A 20400-nucleotide genomic window follows, 5' to 3' on the forward strand; every position below is an offset into this window, starting at 1 on the left:
GCTATAAAGAAAGTATTATCGCAAGCAAAACCCTCTACAGCGTTTGCACCGTTTTGGAAAAGGTTTGGGATAGAGGCAGGAGAAGAAAATGGAACGCGGGAAAACTTAACCGGAAACAGATTTGTTAATAAAGAAATTAAAGTTTACTTTTAGAAAAATCACATGCAACAAAATCAGGCGTTTTGGCGTCAGTGTTTTAGGCACAGTAGTTGCAATGTGCATGGTAGTATTAAGAGTGATACTGCTTTTTTAGAATAATACCTTTTAAATTACTACATGATGAAAATCTTTACGCGCATATTTGGTTTAACCTTTTTCATATTTACGCTGCATACCTTCGCCATGACAGGCGTTTGTTCCGGCTCTACTGCCAATGGGGCAGCGGCCAAGCCACAAGTGCAGACCGAACGTGACAAAGTTACCGCTAGTCTGGATGCTTATCCGAACCCGAGCCGCGGCGAAATTTATTTTACCCTATCTAAAGCCACCGGCGAAGATTATAAGATCCGGATCTCAAACGCTATTGGCAGAGTGGTAAAAACGGTGGATCTGAGCAAAGCCACCGCCGATACCCGCGTGCAGGTAGACCTTACCGGCATGCCGGCTGGTTTTTATTTTTATAGCCTGATCGCAAACGATAAAATGATTGAAACCAAACGCCTGATTGTGCAGCGTTAATACTTTCTGGCATCAAAAGCATACCATTTTTAAGCCCCGCAATCTGCGGGGCTTTTTTTTGTTCAAAATAATTCTGCTCTAAGTTGCGTTAAGAACCCATATGTTTTATTTATTTTATTAATTTCGGCGGTTCATTTAAACACTACTTAATGCGTACTTATAAACGGATCAACGACCTGGCCGGCTGGATCATCTTTCTGGTTGCCACTTTTGTTTACGTTAAAACGCTGGAACCAACAGCCAGCTTCTGGGATTGCGGTGAATTCATTGCCTGTTCTTACAAACTTCTGGTTCCGCATCCGCCCGGAGCGCCTTTCTTTTTAATGATCGGCCGTTTATTTTCCATGTTCGCTACCGATCCTACCAATGTGGCTTTCATGGTGAATTTGCTTTCGGCCCTTTCGAGCTCGTTTACAGTACTGTTTTTATACTGGAGCATAACCATTCTGGGTAGAAAAATGCTGATTTGCGACCGTATTACCGAGCCAACTACCGGCCAGACCTGGCTGCTGATCGGTTCGGGCGCGGTAGGAGCCCTGGCTTTCACGTTTACCGATTCGTTTTGGTTCTCGGCCGTAGAAGCTGAAGTTTATGCCATGTCTTCCTTCTTTACGGCCATCGTTTTCTGGGCCATGCTCAAGTGGGAAGCCCGCTCCGAAGAACCGACCGCCGATAAATGGCTGATCTTAATTGCCTATTTAACCGGTCTTTCCATCGGGGTTCACTTACTGAACTTGCTTGCTATTCCTTCGCTGGCCTTTATTTATTACTACCGTAAGCACAAAGCAAACCGCAAAGGTGCCCTGGCTACTTTTGTGATCAGCGCTGTTATCATCGTTTTCATCCTTTGGGGTATTATCCCGGGCCTGCCTTCGCTGGCCGGAAGCTTTGAGGTGTTCTTCATTAATAATATGGGGCTGCCTTTCGGGGCGGGTATCATCATTTTCCTGTTGTTTTTCCTGGCGGCGCTTTACTTTGCATTTGCTTATTCTTACCGCAAAAACCTGCGCTGGCTCAATACCGCCTTGCTTTGCTTCGTTTTCATCCTGATCGGTTATTCTTCTTATCTCATGATCCCGATCCGTTCGGCTTATAACCCGACCATTGATGAAAACGACCCGGAAAACATTGTAAGCTTTGTATCTTACCTGAAACGGGAGCAATACGGCGATCGTCCGTTGCTTTACGGTCCGCAGTTCAACGCCGAAATTATAGACGAAGAGAAAACCGACCCGCGCTATTTTAAAGGTAAAGACAAATACGAAATTGTAGATTACAAAACCGAACCGGTTTACAACCCGAAAGACATGGCGCTGCTACCGCGTATTTACAGCAACCAGCCCGCGCATATTCAGGAATATAAAAAATGGGTAAACATTCAGGAAGGCAAAAAGCCGACTATGGGTCAGAACCTTTCTTTCCTGATGCGTTACCAGCTGGGCCACATGTACTGGCGTTATTTCCTTTGGAACTTTGTGGGCCGCGAAGGCGATGTGCAGCAATCGGGCGTGCTTTGGCCGGCCGAAGGCGACAAAAACCTGCCGGAACGCGTAGGGGAGAGCATGGCGCGGAATAATTTCTATGCCCTGCCGCTGATCCTGGGCATTATCGGTCTTATCTTCCAGATCCGCCGCAACGGGTTCGATGCCTTTATTGTAGGGTTGCTGTTCTTCTTTACCGGTATTGCCATTGCGCTTTACCTGAACCAGCCGCCGATCGAGCCACGGGAGCGTGATTATACTTTTGCCGGTTCGTTCTTCGCGTTCAGCATCTGGATCGGTTTGGGGGTAATGGGTATTGCTGCGGCGTTAAAGAAAATGATGCAAAGCGAAACGGCCCGCGCGGCAGTGGCTACCGTTTTAGGTCTTTCGGTGCCGGCTATTTTAGCGGCCGAAGGCTGGGATGACCACGATCGTTCGCACCGCTACCATTCCGTAGATTCGGCCATTAACCTGCTGCAAAGCTGTGCGCCAAACGCCATTTTATTCACCAACGGCGATAACGATACTTTCCCGCTCTGGTACGCCCAGGAAGTGGAAGGCATTAGAACCGATGTGCGCGTAGCCGTTTTAAGCTACCTGAACACCGACTGGTACGTAGACCAGATGAAGCGCCAGAGTTATAAATCTGATCCGCTGCCAATTTCTTTAGAGAATCCGAATTACCGCCAGGGTACTAACGATTACCTGCCATTTGTAGAAAAAGAAGTGGTGAAGAACGGCATGGACCTGAAGCAATTCGTGAAACTGGTGAAAGATAATTATGAAGGGTTGCAGGTACAGTCTGCTGCCGGCCGTTCGTTTACTTCTTTCCCAACCAAAACTTTCTTCCTGAACGTAGACCGCAACGCGGTAATTCAAAACAACGCCGTGCCGGCCAATCGTCAGGCGGAAATTGTGCCGCAGCTGAACTTTAACGTGGGCCGCTCGGCGCTGGAAAAAAAGCACCTGGTAATTCTGGATATTCTGGCTACCAACAACTGGAAACGTCCGGTTTATTTTTCTACTACCGTTAATACTTCCGACTTCCTGAACCTGGACCCTTATCTGCAGCTGGAAGGTTTGGCTTACCGCATTGTGCCGGTACGCAACCAGCAGCAAGGCGACTTAGGTTATGTAGAGAAAGATCTGATGTATAACAACATCATGAACAAATTCCAGTGGCGCGAAATGGATAACCCGAACGTTTTCTACGACGAAAATTACCTGCGTTTCCCTTCTAATGCCCGGAATATGTTTGGCCGTTTAGCTACCGAGTACCTGAAAGCCGGCGACAAAGCCAAAGCCAAAGAAGTGCTGGATCATTGCTTTAAAGTGCTGCCGGACAAATCGATCCCGTATGATTATTACACCCCGCCGTTGCTGTTGCCTTTAGCCGAAGTTGGCCAGCGCGATAAAGCCGCCCAGATCGTAGATGTAATGGGTAAGCGTACGCAACGGGCTTTAGATTATTACTTTACGCAGGGCACGCGTTTCGATAATGAAATTCAGTTGAACCTGTTTACCTTGCAGCAGTTAGTAATGGCCGCCCAGCAGTTAGGCATGCAGCAGAAAGCCGCGGAACTCAATACCATGTTCCAGCGCTACTACGGCAATATGCAGGGCATGTAAAAACGGTATTATTTTAAGCAGAAAAAGTCGGGTTAAACGCCGGCTTTTTCCGTTTAAAGCAATTTTGCGTATTCGAAGCACTGTATGAAAAAAATATTTCAGGTTCTTGCCGGCTGTATGCTGGTTTTAAGTTTTGGCTGCCGCAAATTGCCTGCACCCTCGCGCTTTAACCAGGGTTTTGAATACCAGCCTAAAACGGCCGTACAGCACGATCTGCGCCGCGAAGGCGACAGCCTGCACGTATATCTGAAATTTGCCGACGCCGGTTTTTTTTCCTTTCCGAAAAACCTGCAGGTTGCTTATACCGGTTTTGTGAACTACGAAGACACCGATATTATTTTAGCCGATTCGGTTAGAAAAGCCGGGAGCAGGATCTTAAAAACCGAAGACGGCGTATTGTTCGATTTTAAGCTGCCGGTTGCCAGGCTGAAATTCCCGATGGTGCTGCAAATGAAGCTGGTTTTGCGCAACGATCCGCAAAACGCGCTGTACCACGATGTCCGGCTTTCGGCCACCGAAGGAACCAAACCGTATGTTTTAGCTGATGCCGCCACCAATCTGCCGCTTTTCCGGAATTATGTGCGGGCGAACGAACCGTTTCTGATCGCGCAATTTGGCGTGCCGCAACCCGGCGAATTCCAGCGCTACGAAACCGTTTTCGGGGCCGCACTGCCGCCTATGGCTTCGCAGGAAAAAACGGTAGCCCCCACGCTTAAAAAACTGCAGACCATCTCCTTTCTGGATTATATTGTTTCGCTTTCGGAGATTGGGTTATACGGTATCGAAATAGGCGGTAAAAGTGTAGGCGGGGTTTTGGTAGAAAGTGCGAATTTCCCGGAACTGGTTTCGGCACAGGATCTGATTCAGCCGCTTATTTATTTAACCACCGCCGAAGAACGCAATAAACTTTATGCTGCTCCGGATCCCAAGGCGGCCGTAGATAAATTCTGGCTCGGGGTAAATCCTAATCAGAACGAAGCCCGGAGGTTAATTAGAAGCTACTACGAACGGGTAACGGCCGCAAACCGCTTTTTTACCGCCCACAAAGCCGGCTGGCTGACCGACCGGGGCATGCTTTATTTGATTTTCGGGCCGCCCGAAGAAGTGAAGCGTTACAGCAACCGGGAAGAGTGGATCTATCTGGTAAATCAGAATCATAACCAGGCGCGGTTCATTTTCTTGAAAAAAGAGAATACCTTTACGCAAAATCATTATGAACTCGTGCGAAGCCCGTATTACGAACAGGTTTGGTACGATATGGTAGAACAATGGAGAAAAGGAACTATCGGGAAATAGGCAACCGCCGTCCGCCGTTTAAAAAGGATAATGCCGATAAAATTGAAATGATCTTCGGGCTGCGGCCCATTCTGGAAGCGCTGGCGGCCGGAAAGACCATTGAACGGATATATTTACAGAAAGGTCAGAAGAACAGCTTAACCGCCGACATGACCGAAATGGCGCGCAAAGCCCACGTGCCGATTGCCAGCGTACCGGTAGAAAAACTCGACAGCCTGACCCGCAAAAATCACCAGGGTGCGGTGGCGTATCTTTCCATGATCACGTATCTGCCGCTCGGAAACATTGTAACGTCTTTGTTCGACGAAGGCAAAGATCCGCTGATCCTGGTTTTAGATAGAATTACGGACGTACGTAACTTTGGTGCTATTGCCCGAAACGCGGAATGCTTGGGCGTGCATGCCATTGTAATTCCGAGCCACGGCGCGGCGCAGGTAAACGGCGATGCGGTTAAAACCTCGGCCGGCGCGTTGAACAGGATCCCGGTTTGCCGCGAGCACAATTTAAAAGAAACGCTCGATTACCTGCATAACTCCGGCATCCGGATCGTATCGTGTACCGAAAAAGCCGAGCACAGCCTGGAAGAAAACATCGACCTGACCGGGCCTTTGGCCATTGTAATGGGAAGCGAAGAAGACGGCATTTCGCCGGAATACCTGAAACGCTCCGACCTGCGCATTAAAATTCCGATGGTGGGTAAAATTTCTTCGCTCAACGTTTCGGTAGCCAGCGGCATTATGCTTTTCGAAGTGCTGAAGCAGCGTTTGGCACAGAAGTAATTCTGATTTGAAGATTTGAAGATTTGAAAATTCGGAGATGGATTTTCAGGTTTGAAAACGGTAAGGAATTAGCGTCGAAAAGTGATTATAGCTTGTTAAAAAAACAATTTGTTATCTTTAATGCTCCAAAACTGAACCTTATTTCTGCAAATTATGAGCAACCTTTTCAGACCAACCTTTTCTTTTATTGCCGGCCTTCTTTTTCTGGTATTTATACTGTTACTTGGCGTGAAGAATTTAATTTCCGACGAAGGGAATTCAGTTCTGGGTATTATTTCCGTGTTCATTATTACAGCCGGTATTGCGATGAAAGTTTATTTGCGCAGACGTACTTAGGAATTTTGGAAAGTGTTTTAAAGAAATCAAAAAAGTCAGGCTGGAAGGCCTGACTTTTTTGTTGGAAAAGGGTAGCGTTTTTAGTTGCGTAGATCAAAGAATAAAACGCTTATAGGTAAACAGTAAGAAAGCTTCTTTATTGCCAAGAGGAATCATATCAGCAGAAAAACTATTCCGGCCTTGGGTACTGATCAGCCCCCAGATGAATTCATTGCGTTTTAGACCAGTAGATTTGTCGGTGCCAACGTAGCCGGCGCTTAAACCAAACCAACTGTCATGCTGACCAGTTGAGTTGATCTTGAATTGATAATATCCTTTCAGGCTTGTTCCTGTATTCAGATTTTCAAATTTTCCTTCTTTAAAATCAGTGAGAAGAAAGCCATTGTAAGAGGCTCCGAAACGATGTTTCAGAAACCGGCGGCTTGGCAGTGTTATGTACAAATCGTAACTAATAACTGGAGAAAGCTGGCTTCCGAATAACATTCCTCCCAAACCACCATTAAATTCTAAAGTAATCACTTTATTCTTTTTCGGATTGCGGTTTTCAAACCCGAAACCGGTTTTTTCCAGGCGGTAAGTAGATAAAAGATTGGCTTTTTTGCCTTCTTTTTTTACCGCTTGCAACGCCGGGCTCAGCATGGTGGTTGCCGCTAGCTCCGTTGCAGCAGAATCTTCCAGAAAGAAATGAATTTCAACGTTTTCCGGAAGATCGTAAATGGTGTAATGCAGCGGCGGCAAATCCAGGTTCATCCGGGTTTTTTCGTAACCAAGATCGAATTTGGCAGCAAATTCTTCGTTTATTTCTGCCTTTAACCGGCGTTTGCCTTGCTGGCTTACAAAATAATGAATGCGCTTTGGCATTTCCGGAAACGAACCGTTTTGCAGGCTCTTATTCAGATCAGAAAAAAAGTACGCTTTTAAAGAGTCGGCGCGCTCATAAGTGGCCAGCGTTCTGAGGCGTTTGCCAATTATGTGTACTTGGTTGCGGCCTTGCAAGCGAATCAAAACTGTATCCTGAGGATTTTGCTCCGTATTGGTTTGTGCCCACAGCGGAAAAGTTAGGGCAATAAATGCCAGGCACATAAATAGCTTTATGTTTTTCATAGAAGTAAGAATCTGAAATTTTGATTTAGGAAATGTTAGAAAGTATGTTGTAAACGAATAGGATTTTCTGGTTGACCGGTAGTGCGGCCGGGTTCAGAAATTTGAGGCATGAGCCTTATCTTAAATTGCAATTGCGCGGTTTGTACGGGCTGAGGTAAGCGTTGTAGTGTTTCCGGCGCATCGAAATCGAGTTCTACGTAGTGGTTTCTTTTTTTAGCAGTAACTTTGGGGTTTTCCGCTGCAATCAGAACCGGAGTTTCTTCAGAAGTTTGAGTTTGAATGCGTAATTTTCCTGTAGTATCTGTGGCGGGAACGGCGTTGTATTGATTTTGAACCTTAGTTTTTTGGTGTTTAACCATAGCGTTTATTCGCGCAGATTTCGTACTGGCAATAACCGGTTTAACAAGTTTCCTGCTTGGTTCGAATTTGTAAATTTCAGGCGCTTTTGTACTCATTTTTTCTGCAAAGCTTTCTTTCCGGGCAATGGCTCTTTTAGTTATTTTTTTCTCAGTTTGCCAGAACGTTAAACTGAAACTTAAGAGTAAAAGGAGGGAAGCTGCAGCTGCGTACCGGAAAAAATGCGGCGTTTTTTTCTTTACTGGTATTCCGGCGCGCAACAATTCCCACTTCGAATCCAGCAATGGATTGTAACCTTCCGGCAGCGAATCGAGGCTGTTCAATTTCTCCCGAATTTGTTTATCCTGCATAGCTTCCATACACGTTGTTCATTTTTTCTACCATTAACTTCAGGCGGCCGCGGGCTTTTAAAAGCTGACTTTTACTGGTACTTTCGCTGATACTGAGCATCCGGGCAATTTCCTGGTGCGAATAACCTTCTACCACATACAGGTTGAAAACCGTACGGTAGCCGTCTGGTAGTTTCGTGATCAGGCCAAAAAGTTCTTCCGCAGAAAGCTGGTCAATGGTATTGCTATCTTCAACTTCTTCCGGCAGGTTCTCCGATTGCACGACTAGCAGTAAATTGTTCCGGCGCAGTTCCATCAGCGCTTCGTTTACCATTATTTTCCGGATCCAGAAAAAGAGGCTGTGTTCATTTTGCCACTCAAAGGTTTCCAGTTTCTGAAAGATCTTCATAAAAGCTTTCATCAGGCAATCTTCGGCTTCGGCCTGTCGCCCGATATAGCGGAAACAAACCCGGTACATGGGCGCATAAAGTTTCTCAAAAAGCTCTTTCTGAGCTTTCTGGTCTTCTTTTTGGCAACGGCTCGTAAATTCCTTACTAAAAGCGATCATGCATCGGGGCGTTTAATGTCATAATGCAACAAGATGAGGTTGCGTTGCCTGCCGGTAAAAATATTTTTTATTTTTATATTGTTCCCCAAAACGGTAGGCTTTTAATGCAAAAAAGTCAGGTTTAACCGCCTGACTTTTTTATTGACGCATAAGGAATTAGAGCTTGCTGCATGCTGCAACTAACATTTGCTAGTATTGCCAGGGAAATCGGACGGCCTGAAAAAGGATCACAGCTTCATAATTTTTCTGATTACTTTTCCCTTATTGGTTAAAACCGCAACAAAGTAAATTGCTCTGGCATGCCGGCTTAAGTCTAATACCGTTGCGTATTTTTTGGAAACAGTATTTTCCTTTTGGGTAAAAACTAACTGCCCAATATTATTATATAGGTAAACTTCCACATATTTTAATTCCGGATCCTGAACTTCAATTACGTAATTGGAGGTGTATGGCAAAGGATTAATGGAAATGCCGGCATTCGGATTTGTAGTATTAGTTGAATCTGAAGGTTGAGGGGCGGGGTCTTTTACTTTATAAGTAAATAGAGATTGTACAAAATTGGGAAGCCCGAGGGTATTACTTCTTCCTTTCAGGGAAACAGCATTGTGCCGGTAATTGCAGGAAGCGCCGGGAGCATTTGGATTCGTGATTGCTCCAAGAGAGTCTAACAGGCTTTTTGCTACGTAGATCCTGGAATCTAAGGCCAACTGAACGCTCCCAAAAAGGAATGCTGAAGGTGAAAGTGGAATTTCATGCACTAAAAAACGGGAGTTGTAAATTTGTTGTTCGCTGGGTAAATCTACTTGAAACTGATATAGTTTCGCGTTGGAAGTAGTATATAAGATGCTGTCGTTGGGAGAAAATTCTAAACCATAATAACCATCATCCAGGTTTAAGGTTTTAAGGTTGCTGAGCAGCCCCGTAGTATTATCAAAGTCATACAACTCAATTATCTTGGTTTGTGTAATGGCACTGGCAACTTTCCGGCCATTATGGGAGAATTTCATGTATCCTTGTGACTGGCCATTGCCGTTGACCGGATCGTTGTGAATAATACCTAACCTGCTGATTACCGGCACTGGATTTAAACCACTGCTGGTAAGAAGCCAGGCGTATTTTTCATTGCTTCCCCAGTGCTGGGTCATGATCCAGATATCGCTTCCGTTTTTATGATGAACGGCGGTAACCTTTTCGGCGGTAGGAGTAAGTAAAGGGGTGTTTTTGGTGGTAACGGCCCCTAAACCGTCTTCCAGGCTCATATCCACAATACTGTAAGCAAGGCCCCCGTAATTGCCGAATGCTCCCGCCTGAAAATCTGCTGTAAATATATAATACTGGTTTTGCGATGGTTGTTTAACAATTAAAGCCGATTGCGTGGAATACCAATTGCCCCATAGCCCGGTTCCATTAGCCATGATTTGGTGCGTTCTATTCCATACCCTTACCCCGTCTGTATAAAAAAGAAGCCGGCCTGTGGAGTCGCTTATAGCAGAGCAGCCTTCAAGTGTATACAAAAAGCCATTGGTTATTGCGGTGGGAGCAGAACCATTAAAATTCAGACCTGCTCTGCTCCCAAAAAACCAGTTTGCAGTTTCCTTTTGTCCGTAAACATTCACGCCAGCACATAGAACAATAAACAACAGTAATATTCTTAATAAATAGAAATGAATTTTTTTCCATTTTCCGGGTGCGAATATTGGGGGTAAGGCTATCATTAACGGGCAGATTATGTGTGAATTACCAGTGTCCAGTGTAATTTGTAATTATTTCATTTTTTCAAATGCCATCAGGTGTCAAAAGGCTGTGTTTTATTTTAAGAATAACAAAAATGGTTGGCTGTAAAACACTTTACGTATTATTTTTTTCGATCTTAAAGGAAAGATACCATTTGTTTTATAAAAGTGCAATGGGTTGAAGCAAGACTTTTGCAGGTTAAAACCATAGCGTTTTCCGGAGTTTAAAACCATTTTTTATTTTCGGAGTTAAGGTCAGAAACGGCTGAAACATAATCTGATATGCAAACCCCGAAAGGTAAGATTGTAGCTATTGGCGGCAACGAAGACAAGGGCTCTATACCGGAACCGGAAGAGAATCATCTTCGGCAACAGGTGCGTTTTTTCGAGAACGGAATTTTAAAACGCATTCACGATGAGCTTTATGGCCTGGGTACGCGCATTGAAGTAGTTACCACGGCTACGTTAATTCCCGAAGAAATGGGGCAGGCTTATTTCGATGCTTTTGTGCGTTTAGGCTGCGATAACGTGGGCATGCTGCATATTCAAACGGCGGAGGACGTGAACAAGCCCGAATACCTGGAACGCCTGCGGCAAACGAACTGCGTGATGTTTACCGGCGGCAACCAGAACCGGATCGCTAAGGTTTTCTACCAAAGCAAAGCCCTGGAATTATTGAAAGAACGCTACCGGAACGAAGAAAAATTTCTGATCTCAGGCACCAGCGCCGGCGCCATGGCTTTGTGCAAGATCATGATCGAAGGGTCGCAGGGCATTCCGAACCTGGTAAAAGGCAACGTACAACTGGGCGATGGGCTGGGCTTGCTAAACGAGATCGCGATCGATACGCATTTTATAAACCGACGCCGTTTTCCGCGCCTTATAGAAACCATTGCTATCAATTCTTCCCTGATCGGGGTGGGACTGGGTGAAGATACCGGTATTCTGATCTCGGACGGCGAGCGCATCGAAACCATCGGATCGGGTTTGGTAGTAGTGCTGGACGGCCGCCATATGCTGGAAAATAACTACACTAAATTGCAAACCGGTGAGCCGTTTTGTCTCGAAAATATTGTCATGCATGTGTTGCCGCGCGGCCGGGCTTTCCTGATGGGTTCGGGTAAACTGGTTTGAAGGAAGAAATTAAGTAGCAGGCTTTCAGGCTTTGGTTTTTAAAAAGGGATTAAGCGCTTTCTTTTCAGGTGTTCTGAAAAATATGCCGGAAATCCTGTAACCGATGGCTGGTACCTGCACTCTAAAAAAAAGAAAGTTTGAAAAGCTGAAAACCGGTTATTGCAGGCTTTTTCGGAAGTACGGATTTAGCGATTCTCGAGCCGGAAATGATTTCAGGTTATATGATCAACTTTTAAAGCATTGCCGTCAATGAAACAGCGTTGTCATCCGCCGCATCTTAAGCTGCATCCTTCTCCGGCGGCTTTGTTTGCAGTAAATTGTGGCAATTGGTTTTGAAAGTAAAATTGGCACCCTTAATAACGAAATACATAAACGCTAAAAGCATGCGCCATTCCGAAACCCTGGAAAAAACTGCCACCGATCTGGAAACGATCGGGAAAATAAAAGCCGGTAAAAAGGACTTCTTCGGGATCCTGATCCGCCGTTATAACGGCGCGCTTTATAAAGTGGGCCGGGCATACGGTTTCGGGCACGACGATGTACAGGATCTGATGCAGGAAACCCATATTGCCGCCTTTCAGAACCTGCATAAATTTGAAGGGCGTTCCACCTATAAAACCTGGCTCATCCGGATTATGCTGAACAAATGCTACCACCTGGCGCAGAAAAACCGCCAGTTAATTAAACCCGAATTCACCGAACCTACCAGCACCGGGGCAGTTTTTTCCTCGCAAACCATACCGTTTTCCGATGCGCGCCACGAAGTGTTGAACCGGGAACTGGGGCAGGTGCTGGAAAAATGCATCGAAAAGTTGCCCCTGGATTACCGTACCGTTTTTGTGCTCCGCGAGCTGGAAGGCCTCAACGTGCAGGAAACCGCCGAAGCAACCAATATAACCGAAACCAACGTGAAAGTGCGGCTGAACCGGGCAAAAGCCATGCTCCGCAAACAACTGGAAAGCTGGTATCCGCAGGCTTCCGTGTACGAATTCAACCTGATATACTGCGATAAAATGGTAACGGACGTGATGCAGAAGATTTGAAAAACGAAATAACTGCAATGCTTTAAATTAAAAACACCCCGCTGCTATAACTGGAAGGAAACACAACCTAAAACCATGAAACGATGACCCTGATCTATGCTTCTATCGGATTTTTTGCGCTGGCCGCTTTGCTGGGCATGTACCTGTTAAGTTTTGTGCTGAAAGGCAAGGAAACGCCCAAAACCATTGTTTTCACGCATGGGCCTATGGCGGTTGTCGGGCTGGTTTTGCTCATTATTTACGCCCTGAAAGGCGGCCCCAACCCCACCGAAAGCCTGATCTTATTTGTATTGGCAGCGGCAGGCGGACTTTTCATGGTTTTCCGCGACCTCACCGGCAAACCCATTCCGAAGCTTCTGGCTGTTGGCCACGGTTTGCTGGCCGTTACCGGTTTTATTTTCCTGCTGATCTTTGCTTTTCGTTAGGCGGTAAAACGGTAGGATTTTCCGGGTGAAAACTGGCTTGATTACTAAAAAGATTCGCTTAGATTTCAGGCTTTCCAAACGGGAAATTTTGCTTACATAACATTAAGGTATTGCCTTTGTTGTTTATAAAATCCAGGCTGCTCAGCTGGAAACGGTTTTTTGCTTACAGGTAAATTAAAACGAAACATGATGGAAACGCAATCTTTCTGGGAAGCTACCACGCCGCGACGTCCCGATTTTCCGGCCTTGGAAGGCGATATTGAAACCGATGTAGTAGTAATTGGCGGCGGCATTACGGGCATTACTACGGCTTTGCAACTTACCCGCGCCGGCAAAAAAGTAGTAGTGCTGGAAGCGCGAAGAGTAGGAGGCGGCACAACAGGCTGGTCTACGGGCAACCTGTATGTGCCCGTGGGGCCTTATCTGCACACGATCTCTAAAAACCGCAATCTGGAAACCATGCAAACCGTAGCGCAGGCCCGTTATGCCGCCCTCGATTTTATTGAAATGCAGACCAGAGAGAAAAATATTGACTGCCATTTTGCCCGGCGGCCCTGGTATTTTTTCACGCAGGAAGAGGACATGGTTTCTACCATTGCGCACGAAGTGGAAGCCTTGGAGATTGCCGGCTTCATGCCTGAATTTGTAACCGAAGTGCCGCCGCTGCATTTGCTCCAGGTAAAAAAAGCGGCTCGTCTGGATGGGCAGGCGCGTTTTCATCCCTTGCGTTACGTGCTGGGGTTGGCTACGGCCGTTGCTAAGCACGGCTGTAAGTTATTTGAACATACCACCGTGCATGACTTTAAAGAGGAAGAGGACCATTGCCTGGTAAAAACCAGTCATGGAAACGTAACCAGCAAGCAGCTGGTAATTGCCACGCATATTCCCATCGGCATTCATACGGTGCAGACGGTAGCCTCGCCTTACCGGAGTTACGTGGTGGCGATGCGCCTGAAAAGCGGCGATTACCCGGATGCGTATTTCTGGCACAACGATAAAACCCACCACGCCATTACCACGCACAGCACCGATTCTATGAAACTGGATATGCTCATGATTGCAGGAAACCACCATAAAACCGGGCAGGCCAGCCACCAGGAATACCAGCATTATTTCAATGAACTCGAAGCTTACGCCCGCCAGCATTTCGATGTGGCTTCGGTAGAATACCGCTGGTCGGCGCAGCATTACCGCTCCGGCGACGGCGTTCCCTATATCGGGCTGACGCATAAAAGTGCCAAACGGACCTATATTGCTACCGGGTTTTATGCCGATGGTTTGATTTATGGCACGGTGGCCGGCATGCTGTTAGCCGATATGATCTCGGGACGGGAAAATGCCTGGAAAAAGGCTTTTGATGCGACCCGCGGAACCAACCTGGCTACGGCAGCGCAGTTCGTGAAAGAAAATGTAAACGTAGCTGCGCAGTATTTAAAAGATATGCCCGTTGGGAACGTAAGCCATTTTTCCGAAATAAAACCGGGCGAAGGCAAAACCATCGAAATTGATTCGGAAAAGCTGGCTGTTTACCGCGACGAGGAAAACCAGTTACACGTTTGTTCGGCGGTTTGCACCCACATGAAATGCATTGTAAACTGGAACAACGCCGAAAAAACCTGGGATTGCCCCTGCCACGGCAGCCGCTTTATGGTAGACGGTAGCGTAATTGAAGGTCCCGCAATTGAAAACCTGCAGCGCAAAAAAGTGGATATTCCAACCGAACACCTGCTTACCGAAAAGGTCCCGCCATCCGGCGAACGCGATCTGAATAATCCTATTGCCTGACCTGACTTTTTTACTGCAAAAAGGATAGGGTTTGAACGGGAAATTCAGAATTTTGGGCCTGACTTATTGTTGAGAAGGGTAAATGGTGAAGTAGGGGAGTTCTTACAAAACAGTGATTCTTGTTTCTGGGGAATGCTGGTTTCTGATTGATTGTTTTTGAGATAACGTACTTGGCTAAGGCACGTTTTAATGTGCTTTAGGCGTGGTTAAAGCTATTTATTTTAGTAAGGGTTCCATTTTACATATTTCCCTTTTCTTGAATTCTCGACAGCAAATTTTAATGCGTTATCTGGGATTAAATCACAATCTTTCAAGAATGATGATTTCAATTCATTCTTCCAACCAGAACTAGCCGCTGCTGCCCAAAGCCTCAACCCTCTTGGATCATTTGGATAGCTCTGAATAAAATCAACAGCTTTTGGATCAATGGCCTTTTCAAAGATTTCTTTGATTATAGCATCATCAGGCACAATTTGAAGAAGAGCAAGGGCTCGAAACGCACCATCAATCAACATATAATTATTGAAATCATATATCTGCTGCAAGGAATCCTGGATTGAATTTGAAAGGATTGAAAGCCTAAAAATGGAATCACCCAATCCTAGATATAGGATGGTTGCTTCAAAATTTTTTTTAGCAAGCTCTAGCAAAATAGGTAACGCAGCTTCATACTTTGAATGTCCAATTGCAAGAATAAGGTGATACTGGGTTGACCAAGTGCGAGAATCTTTTATTTCTTTTTGTAAAGCTTGGACCAAAGCTGGGCCAGCTTCCAATGATTCCAGTTTCCTAAGTTTTTTTGCTCCTGATTCACGCTTACTTGACTTAGGATTCTGTAAAAGCTCTATTGCCTCTTTTACTTTTTCTTCCATTACTAATTTGCTCTAACTACTGTATTTATGTAATAACATACGTTTATCCAACTACCATCCGTCAGATAACCGTATGTTTTTCAAATATAACAAAAGAATTAAACGGCCGGCCAACAGAGCAACTAATTCCCTTTCTCAGAAAAACGCTATCCCTGAAACGCAAAAAAGTCAGGCCATAACAACCTGACTTTTCTTCCTAAAACGCTATCGTTTTAGCGCTTAAAACTGCTAAATATACGCCGTGCCTTTCTTCGATTTTACGTCCGAAACGAATTCCTTTACTTTCTGCTCTTGGTCTTTGCTGCAGATCATGAGCACGTTATCGAATTCGGCTACAATGTAGTTTTCCAGGCCCTGAATTACTACCAGGCGGTCTTTCGGGGTTTTAATGATGTTGTTTTTGGCGTCGTAAAGCATCACGTCGCCATCTACCACGTTGCCGGCTTCGTCTTTCTGGCCAATGCTGTACAAAGAGTCCCAGGTGCCCAGGTCGCTCCAGCCAAAATCGCTGAGCAGCACGTACACGTTATCGGCTTTTTCCATAATGCCGTAGTCTATCGAAATGTTGCGGCAGTGGGAGTAGGCTTTGGTAATAAACTCGTCTTCGTGCTTGGTGTTGTAAAAATTATTGCCGTCTTCAAAGATCTCAGCCATCTCGCTTAAATGCAATTTAAACGCTCTCAGAATAGCTTTGGCGTTCCAGATAAAAATGCCGGAATTCCACACAAAATCGCCGCTTTGCAGAAACATGTTCGCAATTTCCAGGCTCGGTTTTTCGGTAAAGGTTTTTACTTTTTTTAGTTCCTGGCTTTCGCTTTCAATAAACTGAATGTAGCCGTAGCCGGTGTGCGGTTTGTTGGGTTTTATGCCCAGCGTAATGAGTTTATCGTCTTTCGCAGATTCTTCCAGCGCCTTCAGAACTGTGGTTTTAAAAGCCTCGTCTTTCAGAATTACATGGTCCGAAGGCATTACCAAAATATTAGCGTCCCGGTTCAGGCTCGAAATTTTGTAGCAGGCATAGGCAATGGCCGGGGCCGTATTACGCCCGATCGGTTCGCAGAGAATTTGCTCTGATTTTAAAAACGGCAATTGTTCGGCTACCAGGTCGCGGTAATCTTTATTGGTAACCACGTAAATATTTTCCGGGAGGCAGATATCCGTTAAGCGGTTGATGGTAAGTTGCAGCATGCTTTCGCCCACCCCCAACACATCGTGAAACTGCTTCGGGTTATTGGTCCGGCTGAAAGGCCAGAAACGGCTGCCAATGCCACCAGCCATTACTACGGCGTAGGTATTCTTATTCATATCGTTATTAAACCAGACCTTCTTTTAAAAGATCGTGCAAATGCACAAACCCCTCAAAGTTACCGGATTTTGTGACAATTAACTGCGTAATATTTTTTTGCTGCATCAGCGCCAGCGCTTCGGCTGCGTAGGTATCGGTTTCTACGGTTAGCGGAGCGACGGTCATAATGGCGGCGGCCGTAATCTGCGGAATTTCGTTCAGATCGAATTTGGTGAGCATGCGCCGCAAGTCGCCGTCGGTAATAATGCCGGTCAGTTTTTTAGCCGCATCCAACACCGCAGTGGCGCCTAATCTTTTGGAAGAAATCTCGATGATGATCTCTTTCAGGTTGGCCGTTTCCGGAACCTTCGGAGCGGCGTTCTGGTGGTAAATGTCTTCTACTTTCAGGTACAGTTTTTTGCCTAAGGAGCCGCCCGGGTGCAGGGTAGCAAAATCGCGGCTGCTGAAGTTACGGCATTCCAGCAAACAAACAGCCAGGGCATCGCCTAGAGCCAGGTGAGCGGTGGTGCTGGTGGTGGGGGCCAGGTTATTCGGGCAGGCTTCGCGGTCTATGGTGGCGTTCAGTACAAAATCGGCGTTTTTGGCCAGGTAAGAATCTACGTTCGAAACCAAAGCCGCCAGTTTGGCGCCTTTGCGTTTCAAGAGCGGAGCCAGGACTTTAATTTCGGGGGTGTTACCGCTTTTGGAAATGCAGATCACGAAATCCTCGTTTTGGATCATTCCAAGGTCGCCGTGAATAGCATCGGCGGCGTGCATAAACAAAGCGGGTGTGCCGGTGGAATTTAAAGTGGCCACAATTTTGGCGGCAATGTTTGCGCTTTTTCCTATGCCGGTTACCACTACACGCCCTTTTAAGGCTAAAATGGCTTCCACGCAGCCCACAAAGCTATCGTCCAGATAGTCTATTAATTTTAAAACTGCCTGTGCCTCATTTTCTAAGACACTTTTTGCAATTTTTTTAATGTTTTTCGGTATATTCAAGTTAAATTTGTATTAAGAGTAAGGAAAGTTCGATTACTGAACATTGTTGAAGTCCAGATGGAAATAATAGCGAAAGAAGACGTTAAACTGAAAAGCAAATTAAAGGAAGTTTTTGGGTATAGTCAATTCCGGGGAAACCAGGAAGCGATCATAAACAATATCATTGAGGGGAAGAATACGTTTGTGATCATGCCAACGGGGGCCGGGAAGTCGCTTTGCTACCAGCTGCCGGCTTTGATTCTGGAAGGCACGGCCATTGTAATTTCGCCGCTCATTGCCCTGATGAAAAACCAGGTAGATCAGCTGAATGCCTTTGGCGTGAATGCCCAGTTCCTCAATTCCACGCTTTCCAAAGCCGAAACCAACCGGGTAAAAAAAGAAACGATCAGTGGCGAAGTGAAACTGCTGTACGTAGCCCCGGAATCGCTGACGAAAGAAGAAACGCTGGAATTCCTGCGCAAAGCTAAAATATCGTTCGTGGCCATTGATGAAGCGCACTGCATTTCGGAGTGGGGCCACGACTTCCGCCCGGAATACCGCCGCATCCGGGGCATCATCGACCAGATCGGCGATCTGCCCATTATCGCGCTTACGGCCACCGCTACGCCCAAAGTACAGCTCGACATCCAGAAAAACCTCCAGATGGACGAGGCTTCGGTTTTCAAATCTTCGTTTAACCGCACCAACTTGTTTTACGAAGTACGTCCGAAGCACAAAACCAAGAAGCAACTTATAAAATACGTTAAAAAGCACAAAGGCAAAAGCGGCATTGTGTATTGTCTGAGCCGCAAAAAGGTAGAAGAAATTGCTGAATTGCTGAAGGTGAACGACGTAAAAGCCCTGCCTTACCACGCCGGTCTGGATTCGCACGTGCGCATGGCCAACCAGGATGCGTTCCTGAACGAAGACGCCGACGTAATTGTGGCCACCATTGCTTTCGGGATGGGGATTGACAAGCCGGACGTGCGTTTTGTAATTCACTATGATACCCCAAAATCCATTGAAGGGTATTACCAGGAAACTGGCCGTGGTGGCCGCGATGGGCTGGAAGGTAACTGCCTGATGTTCTACAGCTACGACGATATTATCAAGCTCGAGAAATTCAGCAAAGATAAGCCGGTAACTGAGCGCGATAACTCCAAATTATTGCTCCAGGAAATGGCTTCCTACGCTGATTCGGCGGTTTGCCGCCGCAAGCAATTGCTGCATTATTTCGGCGAAGCCTATGAAAAAGACTGCGGTTTCTGCGATAACTGCGTGAACCCGAAAGAAAAATTTGAAGCCCAGAACGAAGTGGTAATGGCCCTGAAAACGGTGGTTCTGACCGAGCAGCGTTTCGGCTTCGATCATATTTCGGCCGTGCTGGTTGGTTTGAATAATCAGTATGTTTCGAGCTACGGCCACGATCAGCTGGAAGTATTCGGAAAGGGAAAAGACCATGATATCCAATACTGGAATTCGGTGGTGCGGCAGGTGCTGCTTTCCGGTTACCTGGACAAGGATATCGAGAATTTCGGGGTGCTGAAGATTACCCAGAAGGGCCTCGATTTTATTCAGAGCCCGCACAGCATTCAGCTTTGCATAGACCATAATTTCGATGAGGAAGTAGCCAAGGAAGAAGAACGGCAGGAAAACCAGACCGCTTCCGGGCACGACGAGGCGCTTTTCAGCATGCTGAAAGACCTGCGGAAAAAAATGGCGAAAGAGAAAAACCTGCCGCCCTACGTTTTATTCCAGGATCCGAGCCTGAAAGAAATGGCTACCACCTACCCGACCACCAAAGAAGACCTGGCGCATATTGCCGGCGTGGGCATGGGTAAAGTGCAGAAATTCGGCAAACCTTTTCTCGATCTGATCACCAAATATGTAGAGGATAACGACATCGAAACGGCCACGGATGTGGTGGTGAAATCGGCGGTAAACAAATCGAAGATTAAGATCTACATCATTCAGCAGATCGATAAGAAAATGAATCTGGAGGAAATTGCCGCTTCCAAGGGCATTACCATGAATGAGCTGATAGAAGAAATCGAGCACATTTGTTATTCGGGCACCAAGCTGAACCTGAACTATTACATCGATAACATTCTGGACGACGACCGCCAGGACGAGATAACCGATTATTTCCTGCATGCCAGTACCGATAATATGGCCGAAGCCATGAAAGCGCTGGGGCCGGATGAATACAACGAAGAAGATGTGCGGTTAATGCGCGTGAAATTCCTGAGTGAATACGCCAACTAAGCTTTTCGTTTTTGAAAATAAACAAAAAGGCCGGCAGCAATGCCGGCCTTTTTTTCGACTTTTTGGGGCTAAAAGTATAGCGTTTTTTTTACTGAAATAGTTTTTGAGAGCAAATACCTACCGTTTTTCTGAGTTGAAACTTCATGCTTCATCCCCCAAGTTTATGCCCAGCCGCAACTGGTGGGCATCTTTCTGGTCAGTTTGCAACTGACCTTACCTGCAAGGTAAAAAGAAAGCCTGCTATAAAAACAGTAGGCTTTGGCAAAGAAAAACTGCTCAATAAAAAAACGCAATGCTTCCGCCAGGTGTAAACTGGCTAT

Annotated in this window: 17 protein-coding genes; 10 read left to right on the forward strand and 7 right to left on the reverse strand. The window is 46.1% G+C overall.

Going from position 1 to position 20400, the window contains the following annotated elements; all coding sequences use genetic code 11:
* Positions 1-279 precede the first annotated feature (279 nt).
* From I5M27_RS17590 to I5M27_RS17610, 5 genes are all read left to right on the forward strand, one after another.
* Positions 280-678 (forward strand): T9SS type A sorting domain-containing protein, encoded by a 399-nt coding sequence (locus tag I5M27_RS17590; RefSeq protein ID WP_200507706.1) that lies wholly within the window; start codon positions 280-282, stop codon positions 676-678.
* A 149-nt stretch (positions 679-827) separates the two neighbouring features.
* Entirely contained in the window at positions 828-3788 is a 2961-nt protein-coding gene (locus I5M27_RS17595) for a glycosyltransferase family 117 protein (RefSeq protein ID WP_200507707.1), read from the forward strand.
* An 84-nt stretch (positions 3789-3872) separates the two neighbouring features.
* Positions 3873-5084, forward strand: coding sequence for a GWxTD domain-containing protein (locus tag I5M27_RS17600; protein WP_200507708.1), 1212 nt, complete (start codon positions 3873-3875; stop codon positions 5082-5084).
* Entirely contained in the window at positions 5057-5863 is an 807-nt protein-coding gene (rlmB, locus tag I5M27_RS17605) for a 23S rRNA (guanosine(2251)-2'-O)-methyltransferase RlmB (RefSeq protein ID WP_200507709.1), read from the forward strand. The genes I5M27_RS17600 and rlmB overlap by 28 nt, the downstream gene beginning before the upstream one ends.
* A 153-nt stretch (positions 5864-6016) precedes the next feature.
* Positions 6017-6199: a hypothetical protein gene (locus tag I5M27_RS17610; protein ID WP_200507710.1), complete on the forward strand. Its 183-nt coding sequence runs from the start codon at positions 6017-6019 to the stop codon at positions 6197-6199.
* Between the two features lie 93 nt (positions 6200-6292).
* Here I5M27_RS17610 and I5M27_RS17615 read toward each other — a convergent pair whose 3' ends face one another.
* From I5M27_RS17615 to I5M27_RS17630, 4 genes are all read right to left on the reverse strand, one after another.
* On the reverse strand, positions 6293-7303 hold the full coding sequence (locus tag I5M27_RS17615) for a hypothetical protein (RefSeq protein ID WP_200507711.1): 1011 nt from the start codon (positions 7301-7303) through the stop codon (positions 6293-6295).
* A 35-nt stretch (positions 7304-7338) separates the two neighbouring features.
* Positions 7339-7758 carry a hypothetical protein gene (locus I5M27_RS17620; protein WP_200507712.1) on the reverse strand — a complete coding sequence of 140 codons (420 nt, stop codon included), beginning with the start codon at positions 7756-7758 and terminating at the stop codon, positions 7339-7341.
* Positions 7759-7999: 241 nt separating this feature from the next.
* Complete coding sequence (locus I5M27_RS17625; protein ID WP_200507713.1) at positions 8000-8557, reverse strand: RNA polymerase sigma factor; 558 nt, start codon at positions 8555-8557, stop codon at positions 8000-8002.
* 227 nt (positions 8558-8784) lie between these two features.
* Positions 8785-9972: a T9SS type A sorting domain-containing protein gene (locus tag I5M27_RS17630; protein ID WP_200507714.1), complete on the reverse strand. Its 1188-nt coding sequence runs from the start codon at positions 9970-9972 to the stop codon at positions 8785-8787.
* A 600-nt stretch (positions 9973-10572) separates the two neighbouring features.
* Between I5M27_RS17630 and I5M27_RS17635 the strand changes: the two genes are divergently transcribed.
* The 4 genes from I5M27_RS17635 (at position 10573) to I5M27_RS17650 (ending at position 14677) form a co-directional block, all read left to right on the forward strand.
* A complete protein-coding gene (locus tag I5M27_RS17635) occupies positions 10573-11424 on the forward strand; it encodes a cyanophycinase (RefSeq protein ID WP_200507715.1) in 852 nt (283 codons plus the stop codon).
* A gap of 383 nt (positions 11425-11807) precedes the next feature.
* Positions 11808-12467, forward strand: a complete 660-nt coding sequence (locus I5M27_RS17640) for a sigma-70 family RNA polymerase sigma factor (RefSeq protein WP_200507716.1) — start codon at positions 11808-11810, stop codon at positions 12465-12467.
* 83 nt (positions 12468-12550) lie between these two features.
* Positions 12551-12892 (forward strand): hypothetical protein, encoded by a 342-nt coding sequence (locus tag I5M27_RS17645; protein ID WP_200507717.1) that lies wholly within the window; start codon positions 12551-12553, stop codon positions 12890-12892.
* A gap of 189 nt (positions 12893-13081) precedes the next feature.
* Positions 13082-14677 carry an FAD-dependent oxidoreductase gene (locus I5M27_RS17650; protein ID WP_200507718.1) on the forward strand — a complete coding sequence of 532 codons (1596 nt, stop codon included), beginning with the start codon at positions 13082-13084 and terminating at the stop codon, positions 14675-14677.
* A 221-nt stretch (positions 14678-14898) separates the two neighbouring features.
* Here the strand turns inward: I5M27_RS17650 and I5M27_RS17655 are convergent, their stop codons facing one another.
* The 3 genes from I5M27_RS17655 to I5M27_RS17665 form a co-directional block, all read right to left on the reverse strand.
* Complete coding sequence (locus I5M27_RS17655) at positions 14899-15549, reverse strand: hypothetical protein (RefSeq protein WP_200507719.1); 651 nt, start codon at positions 15547-15549, stop codon at positions 14899-14901.
* A 228-nt stretch (positions 15550-15777) separates the two neighbouring features.
* The gene (locus I5M27_RS17660; RefSeq protein WP_200507720.1) at positions 15778-16854 is read right to left on the reverse strand and encodes a mannose-1-phosphate guanylyltransferase; all 1077 of its coding nucleotides are present in this window, start codon (positions 16852-16854) and stop codon (positions 15778-15780) included.
* Between the two features lie 7 nt (positions 16855-16861).
* A complete protein-coding gene (locus I5M27_RS17665) occupies positions 16862-17836 on the reverse strand; it encodes a KpsF/GutQ family sugar-phosphate isomerase (protein WP_200507721.1) in 975 nt (324 codons plus the stop codon).
* Between the two features lie 57 nt (positions 17837-17893).
* Here I5M27_RS17665 and recQ point away from each other — a divergent pair, with 57 nt between their 5' ends.
* Positions 17894-20080: a DNA helicase RecQ gene (gene recQ / locus I5M27_RS17670; protein ID WP_200507722.1), complete on the forward strand. Its 2187-nt coding sequence runs from the start codon at positions 17894-17896 to the stop codon at positions 20078-20080.
* Positions 20081-20400: the final 320 nt, after the last annotated feature.

The organism is Adhaeribacter terrigena, from assembly GCF_016623615.1.
Lineage (GTDB): Bacteria > Bacteroidota > Bacteroidia > Cytophagales > Hymenobacteraceae > Adhaeribacter_A > Adhaeribacter_A terrigena.